We start from the raw sequence: 16,964 nt of genomic DNA on the forward strand, positions 1-16,964 counted from the left end.
ACCCTGCTCGGCCGCGGCAAGCGCATCGCGCACGCCGGGCGCGCCCGCGTCGAGGAGATCCTGCGCCTGTACCGCGAGGACCTGCCGGCCTTCGTGGCCTACAACCGCGAGGACGCGGTGCTGGTGCTCGACATCCTCGAACGCGAGTCACTGCTCGAGCTGGCGATCGAACGCAGCCTGTTGTGCGGCATGCAGCTCGACCGCGTGGGCGCGAGCATCGCCTCGTTCGACCTGTTGTATCTGCCCGAGCTGCGCCGCCGCGGGCGCGTGGCGCCCTCGGTGAACCGCAGCGAGCCGGTCACCGGCTCGCCCGTGTCGGGCGGCGCGGTCATGGACTCGCACCCCGGGGTGTTCCGCAACGTGGCGGTGTTCGATTTCAAGAGCCTGTACCCGAGCCTCATGCGCACCTTCAACCTGGACCCGCTGGCGCACGCGGTCGCGTCCGAGGGCGACTCACTCGCCGCCCCCAACGGCGCGCGTTTCTCGCGCCGCGAGGCGATCCTGCCCGAGGTGCTGGCGCGCTTCGCCGTGCGCCGCGAAGAGGCCAAGCGCCGCGGCGACCGCCACGCCGATCTCGCGATCAAGATCATGATGAACGCCATGATCGGCGTGCTCGGCGCGCCCTCGGGCCGCTTCTTCGACCCCGAGGTCGCGAACGCGGTCACGGGCTTCGGCCGGCTCATGCTCGAGCGCACGCGGCGGGCCTTCGAAGCCGCGGGCGCGCGCGTGCTCTACGGCGACACCGACTCGGTGTTCGTGCAGGTCGACGAGTCACTCGCGGTCGAGGGCGCCTACCGGGCGGCCGAGGCCCTGCGCGCGCGGGTCCAGGCCGAGCTCAGTGAGTCGATCCGCCGCGAGTGGTCGGTCGAGCCGCGGCTCGAGCTCGAGCTGGAGCACGTCTTCGAGCGCTTCTTCCAGCCCGCGCTGCGCGGCGGCACGCAGGGCAGCAAGAAGCGCTATGCGGGTCTGGTGAAGGGCAGCGTGCACGTGGTGGGTCTCGAGGCGGTGCGGCGGGACTGGCCCGAGGTCGGCCGCCGGCTGCAGCGCGGCATGCTCGAGCGGCTGTTTCGCGACGAGCCGGTCGCGCCGTTCGTGCGCGAGACGGTCGCCGACCTGCTCGCAGGCCGCCTCGATCACGAGCTCGTGATCCGCAAGGGACTGCGCAAGGGCGCGGTCGAGCGCTACACCGCGGCCACGCCGCCGCACGTCGAGGCCGCGCGCAAGGCCGGGCCGGGCGTCGGCCGGGTCGTGCACTACGTGCAGACGCGCGGCGGGCCCGAGCCGGTGGAGCCCGAGGGCGCGCTGCCCCGGGACGTCGACCGCGCGCACTACGTGGACAAGGTCGTGCGGCCGATCGCGCAGGCGATCCTGGCGCAGCTCGGCCAGGATTTCGACGAAGTCACCGACCAGCCGCGCCAGCTGGCGCTCTTGTGAGTCGCGCGCGAGTCAGTCGCGCGTGAGCCGGCGCAGGTCGAAGATCGACACGCCGTCGCTGGTCTCGACCTTGGCCACCAGGTCGTGCTCGCCGGCGGCGATCGGCACGTCGAGCTCCGCCTCGGACTTGCCCTCGAAGCCGGCCAGCGCCTTCTTCTGGCCGTCGAGCGCGATCCAGCCGTCGCGCAGGCCGCCGGCCGCGTGAGCGCGCAGGGCGACGTCGGTCGGGCGTTCGTCGAGCACCACTTCGGGCAGGGTGTAGCGCGCGCTCTGGGCGGGAATGGGCACGTCGACCCGGCGCTGAGCCCACGGGCCGATCTGCGCGATCGAGATGGTCTTGGGCTGCGCGGGCAGCGGCAGGTCGAAGTCCTGGGTCGCTCCGGGCTCGAGCTTCTCGAGCGAGCGCGTCGCGCCCGGCACCGCCACGGTGAGTGAGCTGGCGCGGTGCGCGCTCTTGTTGGTGAGCCGCACCCGCGCCTCGTCGGGCGAGGTGCGCTGCACCTCGATCTCCAGGTCGACGGGCCGCGAGGCGACCTCGAGCACGATGCGCTGCTTGCCCAGCGGCCGGTCGCCGCTGGCCGCCAGCACGTCGACCGGGTGGTGCGCCACCGAGATGCCGTCCGGCGGAGTCAGCTCGAACTCGCCCGAGCGGCTCTCGCCCGCCTTCAAGGTGCCCATGGCCGCGAGCTGATTGTCGAGATACTCGGCGTTGCCCGACAGCGCGATCCACAGGTCGGGAATGTCGAAGTTGTTCGGGTTGGTGACGGTGAGCTTGAGCTTGCCCGTCTCGCCGGCGCGGAACGAGCTCGCGCTGCTCTTGATCTCGAGTGGCTTGGGCAGCGGCTGGTCGCCCTCGGCCCGGTGCGCGACCCACGGCACCTGGAACTTGGCCAGGTCGGCCGCGATGCCCTGGTACGCGAGCTTGCGCACCTCGGCCAGCGCCTCGGGGCGCGGCTTGCGCAAGAGCACGGCGCCCGCGTCGACCGGGAACGAGTCCTCCTCGCCCGTGCCGCGCAGATACGGGATCGCCCCCGCGGGCACGTCGGCCAGCGGCGCGAGCGAGGCTTTGGCCACCGGGAACAGCGGCACGTCGGGCGGGATGCCCTTCTCGTTGATCGCGCGGTCGCCCGACAGGAGATACTCGGCGACCGTCAGCTTCAAGAGGTTCTCGTCCGGAAGCTCCAGCACCTGCTGCACGAGGCCTTTGCCGAAGGTCTTCTGGCCGACCAGGGTCACGTCGCTGCGCGACTGGAGCGCCCCGGAGATGATCTCGGCGGCCGAGGCCGTGAGCGGGTCGACCAGGATCACCACCGGGAAGTGGTAGAGCACCTGCGGATGCGCGAAGAGACTGCCGCGCGGGTCGGTCGGCAAGTCGGGCCGCATGACCGTGCGCACGATCAGCTGTGAGTCGAGGAACAGGTCGGCGAGCTGCGCGGCCGCGATCATGCTGCCGCCCGTGTTCTCGCGCATGTCGATCACCAGGCCGTCGATCGGCCCGAGCTCGCCCACGCGGTCGCGGAACTCGGTCGCGGTCTCGCGACTCACCTGGTAGACCTGCGCGTAGCCGATGTGACCCGGGCCGGGGAGCTTCTTCGACTCGACGCTCGGGATCATGACTTCGCCGCGCGTGATCGTGACGGCGAGCTTCTGTTTCTTCTCGTCGCCGCGCTCCACGCCCAGCGCCACCACCGTGTCGGCCTGGCCGCGGATGCGGTCGACCGCCTCCTCGACCGAGAGCGGCCGGGTCGGATCGCCGTCGATCGACAGGATGGCGTCGCCGTCCCTAAGCCCGCCCTTGGCGGCGGGGCTGCCGGGGAACACGCGCACCGCGATCAGGTCGCCGTCGCGCCGGCCGAGCCGCGCGCCGATGCCCGAGAGCTTCCCTTCGAAGCGGATCTTGAAGTCCTCGCTGCCGCGGCCGGAGAAGATGGTGGTGAAGCGGTCGAGCGCGCCGAGCGCGCCGCGCAGGGCCACGTGCTCGAGGTCGTCGTCGGGCTCGATCGGCTCGTCGAGGTGCTCGGAGGTGAACTTCAGGCAGCGCGCCAGGATGTCCTTGTAGTCCTCGGCGTCGAACTTCGGGTCGAGCGGCACGCGCACGGAGGCGCCGTTGACCTCGAGCACACCCTCCTGGCCCTGCACGTCGAAGCGCACCCGGTCGAAGCGCTGCTCCAGCGCATCGAGCGCGCCGACCAGCATGCGCTGGTCGAGCCGCTCGGGCCACAGGTAGAGGCTCCCGGTCTTCTGGAAGGCGGCGTCGGTGATCTTGAGCGGCGCCTCGTCCGTGGGCAGGGTCGGCACGGTGGCGCAGCCGATCGCCAGGATCGCGGCATAGAAGAGGGGCAGTGAGCGGGCGCGGATCGGGAACAAGGAGTGCCGGTTCGACATCGGGCGCGGAGTCTAGCGGCTCCCGCCGGCCCGGTCGCCCACTCGGAATTCCCCGCTATCATGCGCGCGGGCGCGTAGCTCAGTCGGTAGAGCAAGGGACTCTTAATCCCTCGGTCGACGGTTCGATCCCGTCCGCGCTCAAGGCTTTGGACCGATCGGCGCGCGCAAGTCAGTGGCCTGCTTGCCCCCGTTTTTTCGCGCCCTTAGAGTCCGGGGGTGGCTCTGGGGGAGGTCACCGTCGTCCGCACCGCGTCGCTGAGCGACGTCGGTCGCGCGCGCCGTGACAACCAGGACGCGTTCGGCGAGTTCGAGAACGCCTCCGGCGAGCGGCTGTTGATCGTGGCCGACGGCATGGGCGGTCACGCGGGTGGCGCCACCGCGAGCCGGATCTGCATCGAGACACTCGGCGCGGCACTCAGCGGGTCGGGTGACCCGCGCCGGCGCCTGGAACGGGGTCTTTCGGCGGCGAACGCGCGCATCATCGAGGCGGCGGCGGGGCAGCCCGAGCTCGCGGGCATGGGCACGACGGCGGTCGCGCTGTGGTTCTCGCGCGACGGGCGCGCCTGGCTGGCGTGGGTGGGAGACAGTCGCGTCTACCGCGCGCGCGGCAGCGAGTTCGAGGCGCTCTCGGCCGATCACTCGGTGGTGGCGGAGTGGGTGCGCGCGGGGATCCTGCAGCCCGACGAGGCCGAGGGTCACCCGCGGCGCAACGAGCTCTTGCGCGCGCTGGGCGCGGCGAAGAAAGTCCAGCCGGACCTGCGCGAGCTCGAGGTGCGGCCGGGCGACCGCTTTCTCTTGTGCAGCGACGGTCTCTCGTCGGTGGTGCCCGAGCGGGAGATCGCGGCGGTCGTGGGGAACGAGGAGCCCGAGCTCGCGGCCAAGAAGCTGGTCGCCATGGCGAACGAGCGCGGCGGGCCGGACAACGTGACCGTGGTGATCGCGGTGGCGTCGGCGCTGCCGGCGCCGGCGTTCGCCGCGCCCGCGCGCGGCGGCTTCCTGCGCTCTCTCCTGCGCAGACTCACGCGACGTGGGTGAGTCCCGGCGCGCGGGGCTTGCGAGGATCGTCGCGGCGGCGCTCGGGCTCGCGCTCGCGGGCGCGGCGCTCGGCGGCGACGCCAGCTGGCGCGCCGACTCGGAGGGCGCGGAGCGACACTCCGCGGTGTACACCCGGAAATCGTTCTACGTCCAGATGCGCGACGGCGTGCGGATCGCGGTCGATCTGTATCTGCCCGAGGCGGTGGCCTCGGGCGCGCGCGTGCCGGCCATCCTGCGCATGACCCGCTACTGGCGCGCGCCGCGGCTGCGCTGGTTCGCGCGGCCGTTCGCCGACCGGCCGCAGCCGCTCGCCGAGCGCTTCATCGCCGCCGGCTACGCGTGGCTCGACGTCGACGTGCGCGGCTCGGGCGCGTCGGGCGGCGTGCAGCTCTCGCTCTGGTCCGACGACGAGGTCGCCGACGGCGGCGAGCTCGTGGACTGGATCGTGCGCCAGCCCTGGTCGAGCGGCGCGGTCGGCGCGCTCGGTGACTCGTACGACGGCACGGCCGCGGAGCTCTTGCTCGCCGCCGGCCGGCCGGCCGTGCGCGCGGTCGCGCCGCGTTTCTCGCTGTTCGACGGCTACAGCGACATCGCGTTCCCGGGCGGCGTGCGGCTGGAGTGGTTCACGCGTGAGTGGGGCCGCTTCAACGACGCGATCGACCGCGGGAACTTGTGGAGCGCGTTCCCCTGGTGGGTGCCGCTGTTCGTGTCCGGACCGCGGCCGGTCGACGGCCCCGAGGGCGCCGCGGGCGTCGAGGCCGCTCAGGTCGCGCACGCGCCGAACTTCGACATCGCGCGGGCCGCGAGCGAGATCGAGTTCCGCGACGACGTGCCGCCCGAGCTCGGCCTGCCGATCGCCGCCTGGAGCCCGCACGGCGCGCGCCGCGCCGCGATCGAGGCTTCGGGCGCCGCCATCTACAGTGTGAGTGGCTGGTCGGACGGCGCCTACGCGCACGCCGCGGTGAAGCGCTTCCGCAGCTTGCGCAACCCGGGCTCGCGGCTGTTGCTCGGGCCCTGGAATCACGGCGGCGACCAGCAGGTCGACCCGCTCGAGCCCACGCGCGCCAGTGACTTCGACCACGCGGGCGAGCTGTTGCGTTTCTTCGACTTCCACCTGCGCGGCGCGAAGAACGGCTGGGACACGGAGCCGCGGGTCCGCTGGTTCACCACCGGCGAGGGCCGCTGGAAGCACGGAGACAGCTGGCCGCCGCCGTCGTCGCCGACCGCGTTCTATCTGGCCGCGGGCGCCGCGCTGCTGCCCGGGCCGCCGAGTGAGCCGGAGGGGACTGACTCGTACGTGCCCGACCCCGCGTCGAGCAGTGGCACTTCGACCCGCTGGCACGCCCTGGCCGTGCCGACCTGGACCGAGTACGGCGACCGGTCCGGCGCCGACCGACACAGCGCGGTGTACGAGTCCGCGCCGCTCGAGCGCGACCTCGAGGTCACCGGCCACCCCATCCTGCACCTGTTTCTGCGCGCGGACGGCAGCGATGCCGCGGTCTTCGCCTACCTGGAAGACGTCACTCCGGACGGGTTCGTGGGCTACGTGAGCGAGGGCCAGTTCCGCGCGCTCCACCGCATGCTGCGGCCCGTGGACAAGGCGCCGTACGCGCAGACCACGCCGTTCCACAGCTTCCTGCGCGCCGACGCGCGCCCGCTCCTGCCCGGCGCCCTGGCCGAGCTGGACTTCGACCTGCAGCCGATCTCCCACCTGTTCCGCCGCGGCCACCGGCTGCGGCTCGCGCTGGCGGGCGCCGACCGCGACCAGTTCGCCCCGCCGCCCGGCGCGGCGGCCCACTGGCAGATCTCGCGCGGTGCGGCGGGCGCTTCGCGGCTCGAGCTGCCGGTCGTTCCGCGCGACTGAGCCGTGCAGGCCACCGCCTGCACTGCCAGCCGGCGCTGGCAGGGCGGACCCGCCCGCGGGGCGCGCAGCGCGCGCTTCGCCGGGCATGCGCTTTGCTCCCGGGCTCGGGCGATGCCGCGAATTACAATCCACCGCGGACCGACTCCGAACCCGCTCGAGCTTCTGTTCGGGGGGATCGGTCCGTGCGGAGTGAAGCGCATGGGTCGCGACTGGGACGACTGGGAGAAGTGGAAGGCCAAGCGCTACGGTCGTCACCACGACTGGAGCCGCCCCGGCCGCGCCGAGCGCCATGCCGACCGCGAAGCGCGCCTGGCCGAGCGCGAGGCCGAGCGGTCGCGCCGCCGCGAGCGGCGCCGCGGGCGCGAGCTGACTCCCGAAGAGGAGGCCTACCGCGAGGCGCGCCGTGCCGCGGACCGCAAGATCGCGTTCTTCCGCCATCTGGTTCCGTACGTCACCGTGGTGCTGTTCCTGACTCTGGTCGCCGGCCGCTTCGTGGGCGCGATCGTGGCGCTGAGCTGGGGCGTCGGTCTCTTCTCCCACTACTTCCAGGCGTTCGTCGCGCCGGGCCTGCGCCACAAGTGGGTGCGCGACGAGGTCGAGAAGCAAGTCGCGAAGACCGTGTCTCGCCAGCGCGTGGTGCTCGAGGACGAGAAGCTCCGCTCACTCGAGGAGCTGTCCGCTTCGATCGCGCACGAGATCCGCAACCCGATCACCGCCGCCAAGAGCCTGGTGCAGCAGCTCGGCGAGGACCCGTCGTCCACGGAGAACGTCGAGTACGCGAACATCGCGCTGCAGGAGCTCGACCGGGTGGAGAAGTCGATCTCGCACCTCCTGCGCTACGCGCGCGAGGAGGAGATGCACCCGCGGCAGATGAAGCTCAGCGACGCGGTCGAGGGCGCGCTCGAGACCATGCGCGAGCGCATCCAGTCGAGCGGCGTGAAGATCCGCCGTGACTTCGACGTGCCCGGTGAGTTGGTCGGCGATGCCGAGCAGCTGCGTCGCGTGTTCATCAACGTGATCGGCAACGCGCTCGACGCGTTCGCCGAGGCGCACACGCGCGACCCGTCACTCGCCATCGCGCTGGGCGAGAACCTGGGCGGCAGCGAGATCTGGGCGCGCGTGAAGGACAACGGCCCCGGCATGGACCCGGACACGCAGTCACGCATCTTCAAGCCGTTCTTCACCTCGAAGGCGAACGGCACGGGTCTCGGGCTGGCGATCACGCGCAAGCTGGTCGACGCCCACGGCGGCTCGATCGAAGTCACTTCGGCGCCCGGCCAGGGCACCGAGTTCACGCTGCACTTCCCCAAGCAGGCCCAGAGCCCGGAGGCGCGGACATGAGCGCGCGGATCCTGATCGTCGAGGACGAGAAAGCCATCCAGCTCGCGCTGCGCGGCTTGTTGCGGCGCGACGGCTACGACGTCGACCTGGCCGACACCGGCGAGGACGCCGTGCGCAAGCTCGGTGAGGCGACCTACGACCTCGTGATCACCGACCTGGCGCTCGGCCGCGGTATCTCGGGCATGGACGTGCTGCGCGCGAGCCGCGAGGCGCGCGCCGAGACCGCGGTCGTGATGATCACCGCGCACGGCAGCGAGAAAGTCGCGGTCGAAGCCATGAAGCAGGGCGCCGAGGACTATCTCCCCAAGCCCTTCGACAACGAGGAGCTGCGCGTCGTGGTGAGACACGCGCTCGAGCGCACGCAGCTGCAGCGCGAGAACCGCATGCTGCTCGAGCGGGTCGAGCGCGAGTACAGCTTCGAGAACCTGGTCGGCCAGGGCCGCGCCATGCGCCAGATCTTCGAGACCATCCAGAAGGTCGCCGAGACCGATCTGTCGCTGCTGATCCGCGGCGAGAGCGGCACGGGCAAGGAGCTGGTCGCGCAGGCGCTGCACCAGCGCAGCGCGCGCCGCGCCCGGCCGTTCGTGGCGGTGAACTGTGCGGCGATCTCGAGTGAGCTGGTGGAGAGCGAGCTGTTCGGCCACGAGAAAGGCGCGTTCACGGGCGCGGATGCGCGCCGCGTGGGCAAGTTCGAGGCCGCGAACGGCGGCACGATCTTCCTGGACGAGATCGGCGACATGGCGCCCGAGACCCAGGCCAAGGTGCTGCGCGTGCTGCAGGAGCGCAGCTTCGAGCCGGTGGGCGGCAACCGCCCAGTCACGGTCGACGTGCGGGTGGTCGCCGCGACTCACCGCGACCTCGAGGCCGAGGTCCGCGCCGGCCGCTTCCGCGAAGACCTGTATTACCGCCTGAAGGTCGTGGAGGTCACCGTGCCGCCGCTGCGCGAGCGGCTCGAGGACGTGCCGCTGCTCGTGCAGCGCTTCCTCGACCAGGTCGCGGAGCGCCTGCACCGCCCGCGCAAGCCGATCTCGGCCGAGGCGCTGGCGCGGCTGGCGACTCACTCGTGGCGCGGCAACGTGCGCGAGCTGCGCAACGCGATCGAGCGCGCGGCGGTGCTGGCCTCGGGCGACGAGATCCAGGCCAGCGACTTCGCGCTCGATGGCGAGCCCGCCGCGCCGAGCTCCGAGCCGCTGGTCATGGCCGGCGTGCCGTTCCGCGACGCGAAGCGCCACACCGTGGAGAGCTTCGAGCGCGCCTATCTCATCAAGGCCCTGCGCGACCACGGCGGCAACGTGTCTCGCACCGCCGAGGCGATCGGCATGGTGCGCCAGAGCCTGCAGCAGAAGATTCGCGAGCTGGATCTGCGTGCCGAGGATTGGCACGACGATTCCTAGGAGGAGACCATGACCACGTACCACTCACAGCAGCGCGGCTTCCTGGCCCGGTTCCGCGATCTCATGAATGGCATCTTCGCGGTCTGGATGCGCGAGCGCGAGGCGCAGAGCCCCGACGCGGTCTACGAGCGCGCGATCAGCGAGCGCGTGCGCCAGTACGCCGACCTGAAGCGCGCCGTCGCCGGCATCCTCTACATGCGCAACAAGATCGAGGGCGAGATCCGCGACCGCCGCGCCGAGCTCGCGCGCCTGCACACCGACATCGCGCGCGCGGTGGGCAAGAGCGACGACGAGGTCGCGCTCGTCCTGATCACGCAGAAGGACGGCCTCTTGCAGGACCTCGAGCGCTCCGAGAAGGAGCTCGACGAAGTGTCTGCCGAGTGCGAGGCCGCCAAGACCAACCTGGTCAAGTTCCGCGGCGAGATCCGCAACCTCGAGCGCGAGAAAGTCCGCATGCTGGCCGCCCTGGCCAACGCGCGCGCGCGCAAGCGCATCCAGGAGGCCTTCGAAGGTCTCTCGACCGAGAGCGAGATGCGCGCGCTCGAGAACGTGCGCGGCGAGATCGAGCGCATGAAGGCCGAGAGCCGCATCGACGTGGACATGGACTCCGGCCTCGAGAAGCGCGTCCGCGCCATCCGCGACGAGGCCAAGCTCGACGCCGCCCGCCGCGAGCTCGAGGAGCTGAAGCGCCGGCTGCGGCCGGCCGCCCAGCTCGGCGCCGCTCCGCGCGAGACCGTGATCGACCTCGCGCCGGCCGCGACCGTGAGCACCGCGCGCTGACTCGTCCGCCGATTTCGCTACCCTGGGCGCGTTCCCGCCGGGGTGGCGGAATTGGCAGACGCGACGGCCTTAGAAGCCGTTGCCGCAAGGCGTGCAGGTTCGACTCCTGTCCCCGGCACTCACTCCGGCCGTCAGGCTCGAGCAGTGACTTCGTCGAGCCGCGCGAGCCCGAGCTCGGGCTCAGCCGTAGCCGGCGGTCTCTTCCAGCTCGGCCACGATCGCGGGCGAGTAGCCCATCTCGCCGGTGAGCGCGGCGCGTAGTTCCGCGTCGCCGAGCTCGCGGGTGCTGACTCCCGCGGCGGTCTTCTCGTGCCGCTTGCAGCCGGTGAACGAGACCAGCCGGCCGGGGAAGTTCTTGCGCGCGTAGAGCGCGGTGTTGAACACCGAGTAGCCGCGCGAGATCTCGTAGCGCGCCAGGTAGAAGGCCTCGTCGACCGGGTCCTGCATCAGCCGACACGGCAGAGTGTCGGCCGACTGGGTCATGCCCCAGTGCACGCGGAAGGAATCGCCCACCGGCTCGATCCGGATCGGGTGGACGGCGTCGCCCAGCGTGCGCGCCGCGCCGCGCTCGAGCGGGATCGGAAAGCCGCACTCGATCGACGAGTCGACCATCCAGTCGCGGTCGCCCAGCCGCACCACGAGGCTGCCGTGGTTGTGGTCGTTGCGGTCGAACATCGAGGCCGAGATGCGGCGCACGTCGAAGCCGCAGGCCGAGACCAATGCGTGCAGGCCGTTGCTCGACGGCCAGCACGTGCCGCCCGTGCCGTGCGCGAGGAACGCGGCCAGGAAATCGTCGGGGCGGGCGCCCGGCAGCGGATCGGTCTGGCTCTTCGCCATGACGATGCGCTTGCGCAGGTTGTCGAACGGCACGTGGCTGCACCAGGCCGCGTAGAGTGACTCCAGCCCGGCCAGGTCGGGCTTCGGGCGCGAGCGCAGACCGAGTCTCTCGAACGCGCGGTCGAGCAAGTCGCTCATGGCACCTCGTCGAGCGCCAGCCGCTCGGCCTTCGCGTACGTGAGCTTCTCGGCGATCCGGCCCTCCACGACGTGCAGGATGTCGAGCCCGCGCCAGCCGCGCTTGCGTCCCTCGCGCTCGATCGTGCACAGCCAGCGGATGAGTCCCTTGCCCGAGACCGGGTCCACGAACAGGTCCTCGCTCACGAAGCGGATCTTCCCGAACGCGCCCGCGAACTGGGGCGCGAACGCGGCGCGCACGGCGGCCTTGCCGCGGCTCCTTTTGCCGTTGAACTCGTCGTAGACGATGTCGTCGGCGAAGAAGCCCATGACCGCGTCGAGGTCGTCGCGGTTGAAGGCGTCGGTGAAGCGGGTCACGAGGTCGGACAGCTCGGAGTGAGTCACCAGCTTGCTCCCGGGTGCGCGCGCGCCACCGACTGCATCTCCGACAACAGGTGGTCGAGATGCTCGCCGTGTTTGCCTGCCCGGCCGCCGCTGGCGGGATAGGGCAGGGGCGCGGGCGGCTGAAGCTTGGCCTGGGCCATCAGGCCCTGCAGGTCGCGCGTGAAGACCGGCTGGAGCGCCGCGAGATCGGCCCCGACGCCCGAGGCGGCGAGCGCGCGGTCGAGCGCATCGGGAGTCACCAGCTCGGCGGTGAACGGCCACAGCTCGTCGAGCGCGCTCTGGAGGCGCGCGTGACTCTCCTCGGTCCCCAGGCCGAGCCGGAGCCACCAGCCGCGCGCGTGGCGCACGTGGTAGCGCACCTCGTTCTGCGCGGCGCCGGCGATGGCGGCCAGCCGCGCGTCGGCGGAGCGCGTGAGCGCGGCGAGCAGCGGCGCGCCGGCCGTGTCGAACAGCACCTGGCGAGCGATCGTGCGCGCGAAGTCGCCGTTGGGCTGCTCCACGAGCAGACAGCTCCGGAACTCGGTCGGTCCGCGCAGGAACGCGAGCGCGTCGGCGTCGCGGCCGGCGCCCTCGAGCTCGGCCGCCAGCGCGAGGAACTGACTCGCCTGGCCGATCAGGTCGAGCGCCAGGTTCGCCAGCGCGATGTCCTCTTCGAGGATCGGCGCGTGGCCGCACCACTCCGACAGCCGGTGACCCAGCACCAGCCGGTCGTCGCCCAGGCGCAGCAGGTACTCGAACAGCTCGCGACTCACTCCTTCGCTCCCTTGTAGAAGCGCGGGTGCCGGTAGAGCTTCGCCGGTCCGGGGCCGAGCAGGAACGGCGAGTCGTCGGGCGTGGTCGAGGAGATGTGCCGCGCCTCCACCACCCAGAGACTCGTGACCGGCCCGCGGCGCGCGTAGGTGTCGCGCGCGTTCTCGAGCGCGAGCTCCGCGTCGGGCGCGTGCACGCTGCCCGCGTGCTCGTGCGGCTGGCCGGTCTTCTCCTGCACGAACACCTCCCAGAGCGCCCACTCCGTGCGCGCGGCCTGGGGCTTGCGCGCTAGCGCTGCTTTTCGCCGTACGCTTCGGCGGCCTCGCGCACCCATCGTCCCTCCTCGTCGGCCTCGCGCCGGGCGCGCAGGCGCTCGCGGTTGCAGATCCCGCCGCCGCGCACGACGCGCCAGAACTCGTCCCAGTCGATCGGCCCGTGCTGCCAGTGACCCGTGGCCTCGTCGAAGCGCAGCGCCGGGTCGGGAATCTCGAGCGGCAGCGCGCGCGCCTGCGGCACCGCCAGGTCGACGAACCATTGCCGCAGCTCGTCGTTCGATTTCTGCTTCACGCCCCAGGCCATGAGCGCGTCGTTGTGCACCGAGTCACCGTCCGGCGGCCCGAACATCATGAGCGTGGGCCACCACCAGCGATTCAACGCGTCCTGCGCCATGGCGCGCTGCGCCGGCGTGCCCTGGGCGAGCGCCCGCATGATCTCGTAGCCCTGCCGCTCGTGGAAGCGCTCCTCCTTGCAGATGCGCACCATCGCGCGCGCGTACGGCCCGTAGGAGCACTTGGTCAGCATGGTCTGGTTCAAGATGGCCGCGCCGTCGACCAGCCAGCCGATCGCGCCGATGTCGGCCCAGGTGAGCGTCGGGTAGTTGAAGATCGAGGAGTATTTCGCCTCGCCCTGGAGCAGCGCCTCGATCAGGTCCTCGCGCGACACGCCGAGTGTCTCGGCGGCGGCGTAGAGATACAGGCCGTGACCCGCTTCGTCCTGCACCTTGGCGAGCAGGCCGAGCTTGCGGCGCAGGCTGGGCGCGCGCGTGATCCAGTTGCCCTCGGGCAGCTGGCCCACGATCTCGGAGTGCGCGTGCTGCGACATCATGCGCACGAGCTGGCGCCGGTAGGACTCGGGCATCCAGTCCTTCGGCTCGATCTTCTCGCCCGCGTCGATGCGCGCCTGAAAGCGCCGCTCGCGCTCCGCGTTGGTCACCGCCGGAGGGTATCATCCCGCCATGGCGACGGAATCGATCGGCAGGGCAGTGCGCGACGGCGTCGGCGTCCTCACGCTGAACCGGCCCGACGTGCTGAACAGCTTCAACCGCGCGATGGCGCTCGAGCTGCAGGCGGCGTTCGACGAGTGCGCGGCGCGCGGCGACGTGCGCGCCGTGCTGCTCACCGGCGCGGGCCGCGCGTTCTCGGCCGGCCAGGACCTGGCCGAGGTCATGCCGCCCGACGGCTCGGCCGGCGCCGAAGTGAGTGCCGTGATCGCCGAGAGCTACAACCCGCTGGTGCGGCGCATCACCGCGCTCGAGAAGCCCGTGGTGTGCGCGGTGAACGGCGTGGCTGCGGGCGCGGGCGCGAACATCGCCCTGGCCTGCGACTTCGTGCTGGCCGCCCGGAGCGCCTCGTTCATCCAGGCCTTCGTGAACATCGGGCTCGTCCCCGACAGCGGCGGCACGTTCTTCCTGCCGCGCCTGGTCGGCATGGCGCGCGCGAAGCAGCTGGCGCTCCTGGGCGAGCGACTCACTGCCGAGCAGGCGCTGTTCTTCGGGCTGATCTTCGCCGTGCACGAGCCCGACCGGCTCCTGCCCGAGGCCGAGGCGCTGGCCGCGCGGCTCGCGCAGATGCCCACGCTGGCGTTGGGACTCACCAAGCGGGCGCTCCACGCCTCGCAGGACTCGGACCTGGAGCGCCAGCTCGAGCTCGAGCGCGCGCTGCAGGCCATCGCCTCGAAGTCGCACGACTACCGCGAGGGCGTGAAGGCGTTCCAGGAGAAGCGCAAGCCGAAGTTCTCGGGGCGCTGAGTCAGCGCACCATGCGCCAGCAGTAGCGCGTCTTCGGGTCCTCGAAATCGGCCGGCAGCGTGGCGCGCGATACGTCTTCGATCGCGCTCGCCTCGAGTGACTCGGCTTCGAGCTTGAAGCGGCGGAAGTTGGTCGAGAACCACAGCACGCCACCGGGCGTGAGCAGCCGCAGGGTGGAGTTGATCAGCTGCACGTGGTCGCGCTGCAGGTTCATCTCGCCGCGCGTCTTCTTGCTGTTCGAGAAGGTGGGCGGGTCCAGCACCGCCAGGTCGTACGGCCCGGGGTCGCGCGCCAGGAACTCGACCGCGTCGGCGCGCACCAGCCGGTGCTCGGGTCGGTCGAGCCGGTTCAGCCGCAGGTTCTCGGCGGCCCACTCGAGGTAGGTCTTCGACAGGTCCACGCTGACCGACGACGCTGCGCCCGCCGCCGCCGCATAGACCGTGAACGCGCCCGTGTAGCAGAACAAGTTCAAGAAACGCTTGCCCGCGGCCTCGGCTCCCACGCGCGCGCGGGTCGTGCGGTGGTCGAGAAACAGCCCGGTATCGACGTAGTCGCGCAGGTTCACGCGGAAGCGGTGGCCACCCTCCGAGACCGCGAAGTAGGAGCCGCTCTGCGCCATGCGTCCGTACTGCGAGCTGCCGGGCTGGCCCGCCCGGCGCTTGGCGATCGCGCGCACGGGCGCGACCTCGAGCGCCTCGGCCGCGGCCAGGCGCATGCGCTCGAGCCAGGCGTCGTCGCGCTTCTCGTCGTCGTCGCGCGCGTACGCCGAGATGTGGAGGTGCGCCTCGTACACGTCGACCACCAGCGGCACCTCGGGGATGTCGCAGTCGTAGACGCGGTAGCAGGTGACTCCCTCGCGGCGCGCCCACTTCGCCAGGTGCTTGGCGCGCTTGCGCAGCCGGTTGGCGAGCATGGTCTCGGGCGAGTCACTCAACCGAGCACGCCCTCCGCGGCCAGCCGCGCGATCTCGTCGGCCGAGAAGCCGTGGTCGGCGAGCGCCTCGCGCGAGTGCGCGCCGAGCTCGGGCGCGACGCCCTTCGGCGCGATCTCCGCGCCCGCCAACGCGAACGGCGCGGCCATGGTCTCGAAGCGCCCGTGCTGGGGATGCTCGAGCGGCGTGAACGCGCCGATCGAGCGCGCCTGCGGGCACGCCACCACCTCGTCGAGCGTCGCCACGGGCGCCCAGATCAGCTTCTCGCGGTCGAGCGCGTGCGACCAGTGCGCGTAGTCACGACGCGCGAAGCGCTCGCCGATCGCGGCCGCCAGCTCGCGGTTCGCGGTCGTGCGCTTGGGTGGGGAGTCGAAGCGCGGATCGGCGGCCCAGCCGGGCTCCTCGACCGCCGCGCAGAAACGCGCCCAGAACGGCTGTGAGTCGGGGTGAACCAGCAAGAGCCAGCGCCCGTCCGCCGTGCGGTAGGTGTTCCAGATCGGGTTCGCCGGCGCGCTGCGGTCGTGGCGCGGCGGGTGCGTGCGAGTCACGAGCGCGGCCGACAGGTCGCTCGCCAGGGTCCACATGCCCGTGCCGTAGAGACTCACCTCGGCGTACTGCGCGCGCCCGGTCTGGTCGCGCACGCGCAGCGCGAGCAAGGTCGAGAGCACGAGGTTCAGCGCGGTGGTGTGGTCGCCCTGGCCGCCGCGGCACAGCGGCGGCGGCGAGGGCGGCTCGCCGAGCGTCCCCATGAGCCCCGAGCGCGCCCAGAACGCCGCGAAGTCGAAGCCGGGGCGCCCTTGGTCGGGCCCGGTCGTGCCGTAGCCGGTCAGCGAGGTGTACACGAGCCGCGGGTTCACGCGCGAGAGGTTCTCGAACGTGAGTCCGTACTTCTCGCGCCGGGGCGTGGTCAGGTTGGTGAGGAAGACGTCGGCGTCGGCCACGAGTCTCTCGACCACGCCGCGCGCCGAGGGCTTCTCAAGGTCGACCACGATCGAGCGCTTGCCCCGGTTGTCGATCTCGAAGGCGGTGTTCAGGTCGGTGTCGTAGCCCAGGTTGCGCATCTTGAACTGGCGCAAGGTGTCGCCCGCGGGCGGCTCCACCTTCAGCACCTGCGCCCCCATGTCCCGGAACAGCGCGCACGCGGCCGGCCCCGCGACCCAGTTCGCGACTTCGACGATGCGCAGCCCCTCGCACGGTGCGGTCATGGTCCCTCCTCGAGACCACAACCTTACCCGATCCGGCGCGTTCCCAGAATCAGGGCGCCGAGCGCCAGCAGCGCCCAGGCGGCGGGCTCGGGCGCGGTCGTGTGGGCGATCAGCGCGAAGTCACTGAAGAAGTTCGGAGCGCCGCCTCCGGGCGGGGAAGTGTGCAACACGAACGAGAACACGAGCGTAGCGATGTCCGACGGACTCGAGGCGGGAAGGTCGATTTGGATGAGCTGGTCGTCGAGCGCGGCACGGACGGCTGCAGGATCCGTGAACGAGAAGTCCGCGACTGGCTGGCCGTCGATCGAGATGTGGATCGACAGTGAGTCGAACCCCAACTCGGGCACGTTCGGATCGAGGAACCCGATCGAGAGATCGGGCGAGAGCAAGAGGCTGCGGTCGACCCCGAAGCGGAACTCCCCGCTCACGTCCGAGTTCGTGAACGCGATGCCATTGCCGAT

16 protein-coding genes and 2 tRNA genes are annotated in these 16,964 nt (G+C 71.6%); 9 read left to right on the top strand and 9 right to left on the bottom strand.

Annotated elements, in window-relative coordinates:
* Positions 1–1,434, top strand: a 1,434-nt coding sequence (locus VMR86_05640) for a DNA polymerase domain-containing protein (protein ID HTO06524.1), incomplete at its 5' end; no start/stop codon positions are given.
* 12 nt (positions 1,435–1,446) lie between these two features.
* Here the strand turns inward: VMR86_05640 and VMR86_05645 are convergent.
* On the bottom strand, positions 1,447–3,819 hold the full coding sequence (locus VMR86_05645; protein HTO06525.1) for a S41 family peptidase: 2,373 nt from the start codon (positions 3,817–3,819) through the stop codon (positions 1,447–1,449).
* Between the two features lie 68 nt (positions 3,820–3,887).
* Here VMR86_05645 and VMR86_05650 point away from each other — a divergent pair.
* From VMR86_05650 to VMR86_05680, 7 genes are all read left to right on the top strand, one after another.
* Positions 3,888–3,960, top strand: a tRNA-Lys gene (locus VMR86_05650).
* Between the two features lie 75 nt (positions 3,961–4,035).
* The gene (locus VMR86_05655) at positions 4,036–4,854 is read left to right on the top strand and encodes a Stp1/IreP family PP2C-type Ser/Thr phosphatase (GenBank protein ID HTO06526.1); all 819 of its coding nucleotides are present in this window, start codon (positions 4,036–4,038) and stop codon (positions 4,852–4,854) included.
* Complete coding sequence (locus VMR86_05660; protein ID HTO06527.1) at positions 4,847–6,718, top strand: CocE/NonD family hydrolase; 1,872 nt, start codon at positions 4,847–4,849, stop codon at positions 6,716–6,718. The genes VMR86_05655 and VMR86_05660 overlap by 8 nt, the downstream gene beginning before the upstream one ends.
* A 198-nt stretch (positions 6,719–6,916) precedes the next feature.
* Positions 6,917–8,059 carry an ATP-binding protein gene (locus VMR86_05665; protein HTO06528.1) on the top strand — a complete coding sequence of 381 codons (1,143 nt, stop codon included), beginning with the start codon at positions 6,917–6,919 and terminating at the stop codon, positions 8,057–8,059.
* Positions 8,056–9,453 (top strand): sigma-54 dependent transcriptional regulator, encoded by a 1,398-nt coding sequence (locus VMR86_05670; GenBank protein ID HTO06529.1) that lies wholly within the window; start codon positions 8,056–8,058, stop codon positions 9,451–9,453. Before VMR86_05665 ends, VMR86_05670 begins: the two co-directional genes overlap by 4 nt.
* A 9-nt stretch (positions 9,454–9,462) precedes the next feature.
* On the top strand, positions 9,463–10,233 hold the full coding sequence (locus VMR86_05675) for a PspA/IM30 family protein (GenBank protein HTO06530.1): 771 nt from the start codon (positions 9,463–9,465) through the stop codon (positions 10,231–10,233).
* A gap of 36 nt (positions 10,234–10,269) precedes the next feature.
* A tRNA-Leu gene (locus VMR86_05680) sits at positions 10,270–10,351 on the top strand.
* Positions 10,352–10,413: 62 nt separating this feature from the next.
* Here VMR86_05680 and VMR86_05685 read toward each other — a convergent pair.
* The 5 genes from VMR86_05685 to paaA are packed head-to-tail and all read right to left on the bottom strand — an operon-like array spanning position 10,414 to position 13,553.
* Positions 10,414–11,208, bottom strand: a complete 795-nt coding sequence (locus VMR86_05685) for an arylamine N-acetyltransferase (protein ID HTO06531.1) — start codon at positions 11,206–11,208, stop codon at positions 10,414–10,416.
* Positions 11,205–11,591 (bottom strand): nuclear transport factor 2 family protein, encoded by a 387-nt coding sequence (locus tag VMR86_05690; protein HTO06532.1) that lies wholly within the window; start codon positions 11,589–11,591, stop codon positions 11,205–11,207. Before VMR86_05690 ends, VMR86_05685 begins: the two co-directional genes overlap by 4 nt.
* On the bottom strand, positions 11,588–12,343 hold the full coding sequence (gene paaC / locus VMR86_05695) for a 1,2-phenylacetyl-CoA epoxidase subunit PaaC (GenBank protein HTO06533.1): 756 nt from the start codon (positions 12,341–12,343) through the stop codon (positions 11,588–11,590). The genes VMR86_05690 and paaC overlap by 4 nt, the downstream gene beginning before the upstream one ends.
* Complete coding sequence (gene paaB, locus VMR86_05700; protein HTO06534.1) at positions 12,340–12,675, bottom strand: 1,2-phenylacetyl-CoA epoxidase subunit PaaB; 336 nt, start codon at positions 12,673–12,675, stop codon at positions 12,340–12,342. The genes paaC and paaB overlap by 4 nt, the downstream gene beginning before the upstream one ends.
* Entirely contained in the window at positions 12,630–13,553 is a 924-nt protein-coding gene (gene paaA / locus VMR86_05705) for a 1,2-phenylacetyl-CoA epoxidase subunit PaaA (GenBank protein HTO06535.1), read from the bottom strand. Before paaA ends, paaB begins: the two co-directional genes overlap by 46 nt.
* A 22-nt stretch (positions 13,554–13,575) precedes the next feature.
* Between paaA and VMR86_05710 the strand changes: the two genes are divergently transcribed.
* On the top strand, positions 13,576–14,367 hold the full coding sequence (locus tag VMR86_05710; protein HTO06536.1) for an enoyl-CoA hydratase-related protein: 792 nt from the start codon (positions 13,576–13,578) through the stop codon (positions 14,365–14,367).
* Position 14,368: 1 nt separating this feature from the next.
* Here VMR86_05710 and VMR86_05715 read toward each other — a convergent pair whose 3' ends face one another.
* The 3 genes from VMR86_05715 to VMR86_05725 form a co-directional block, all read right to left on the bottom strand.
* Positions 14,369–15,301, bottom strand: a complete 933-nt coding sequence (locus VMR86_05715) for a class I SAM-dependent methyltransferase (GenBank protein HTO06537.1) — start codon at positions 15,299–15,301, stop codon at positions 14,369–14,371.
* Positions 15,298–16,503, bottom strand: a complete 1,206-nt coding sequence (locus tag VMR86_05720) for a CoA transferase (GenBank protein ID HTO06538.1) — start codon at positions 16,501–16,503, stop codon at positions 15,298–15,300. Before VMR86_05720 ends, VMR86_05715 begins: the two co-directional genes overlap by 4 nt.
* A gap of 23 nt (positions 16,504–16,526) precedes the next feature.
* Positions 16,527–16,964, bottom strand: a 438-nt coding sequence (locus VMR86_05725) for a hypothetical protein (protein ID HTO06539.1), incomplete at its 5' end; no start/stop codon positions are given.

The organism is Myxococcota bacterium (assembly GCA_035498015.1).
In the GTDB taxonomy this organism is placed as follows: domain Bacteria; phylum Myxococcota_A; class UBA9160; order SZUA-336; family SZUA-336; genus VGRW01.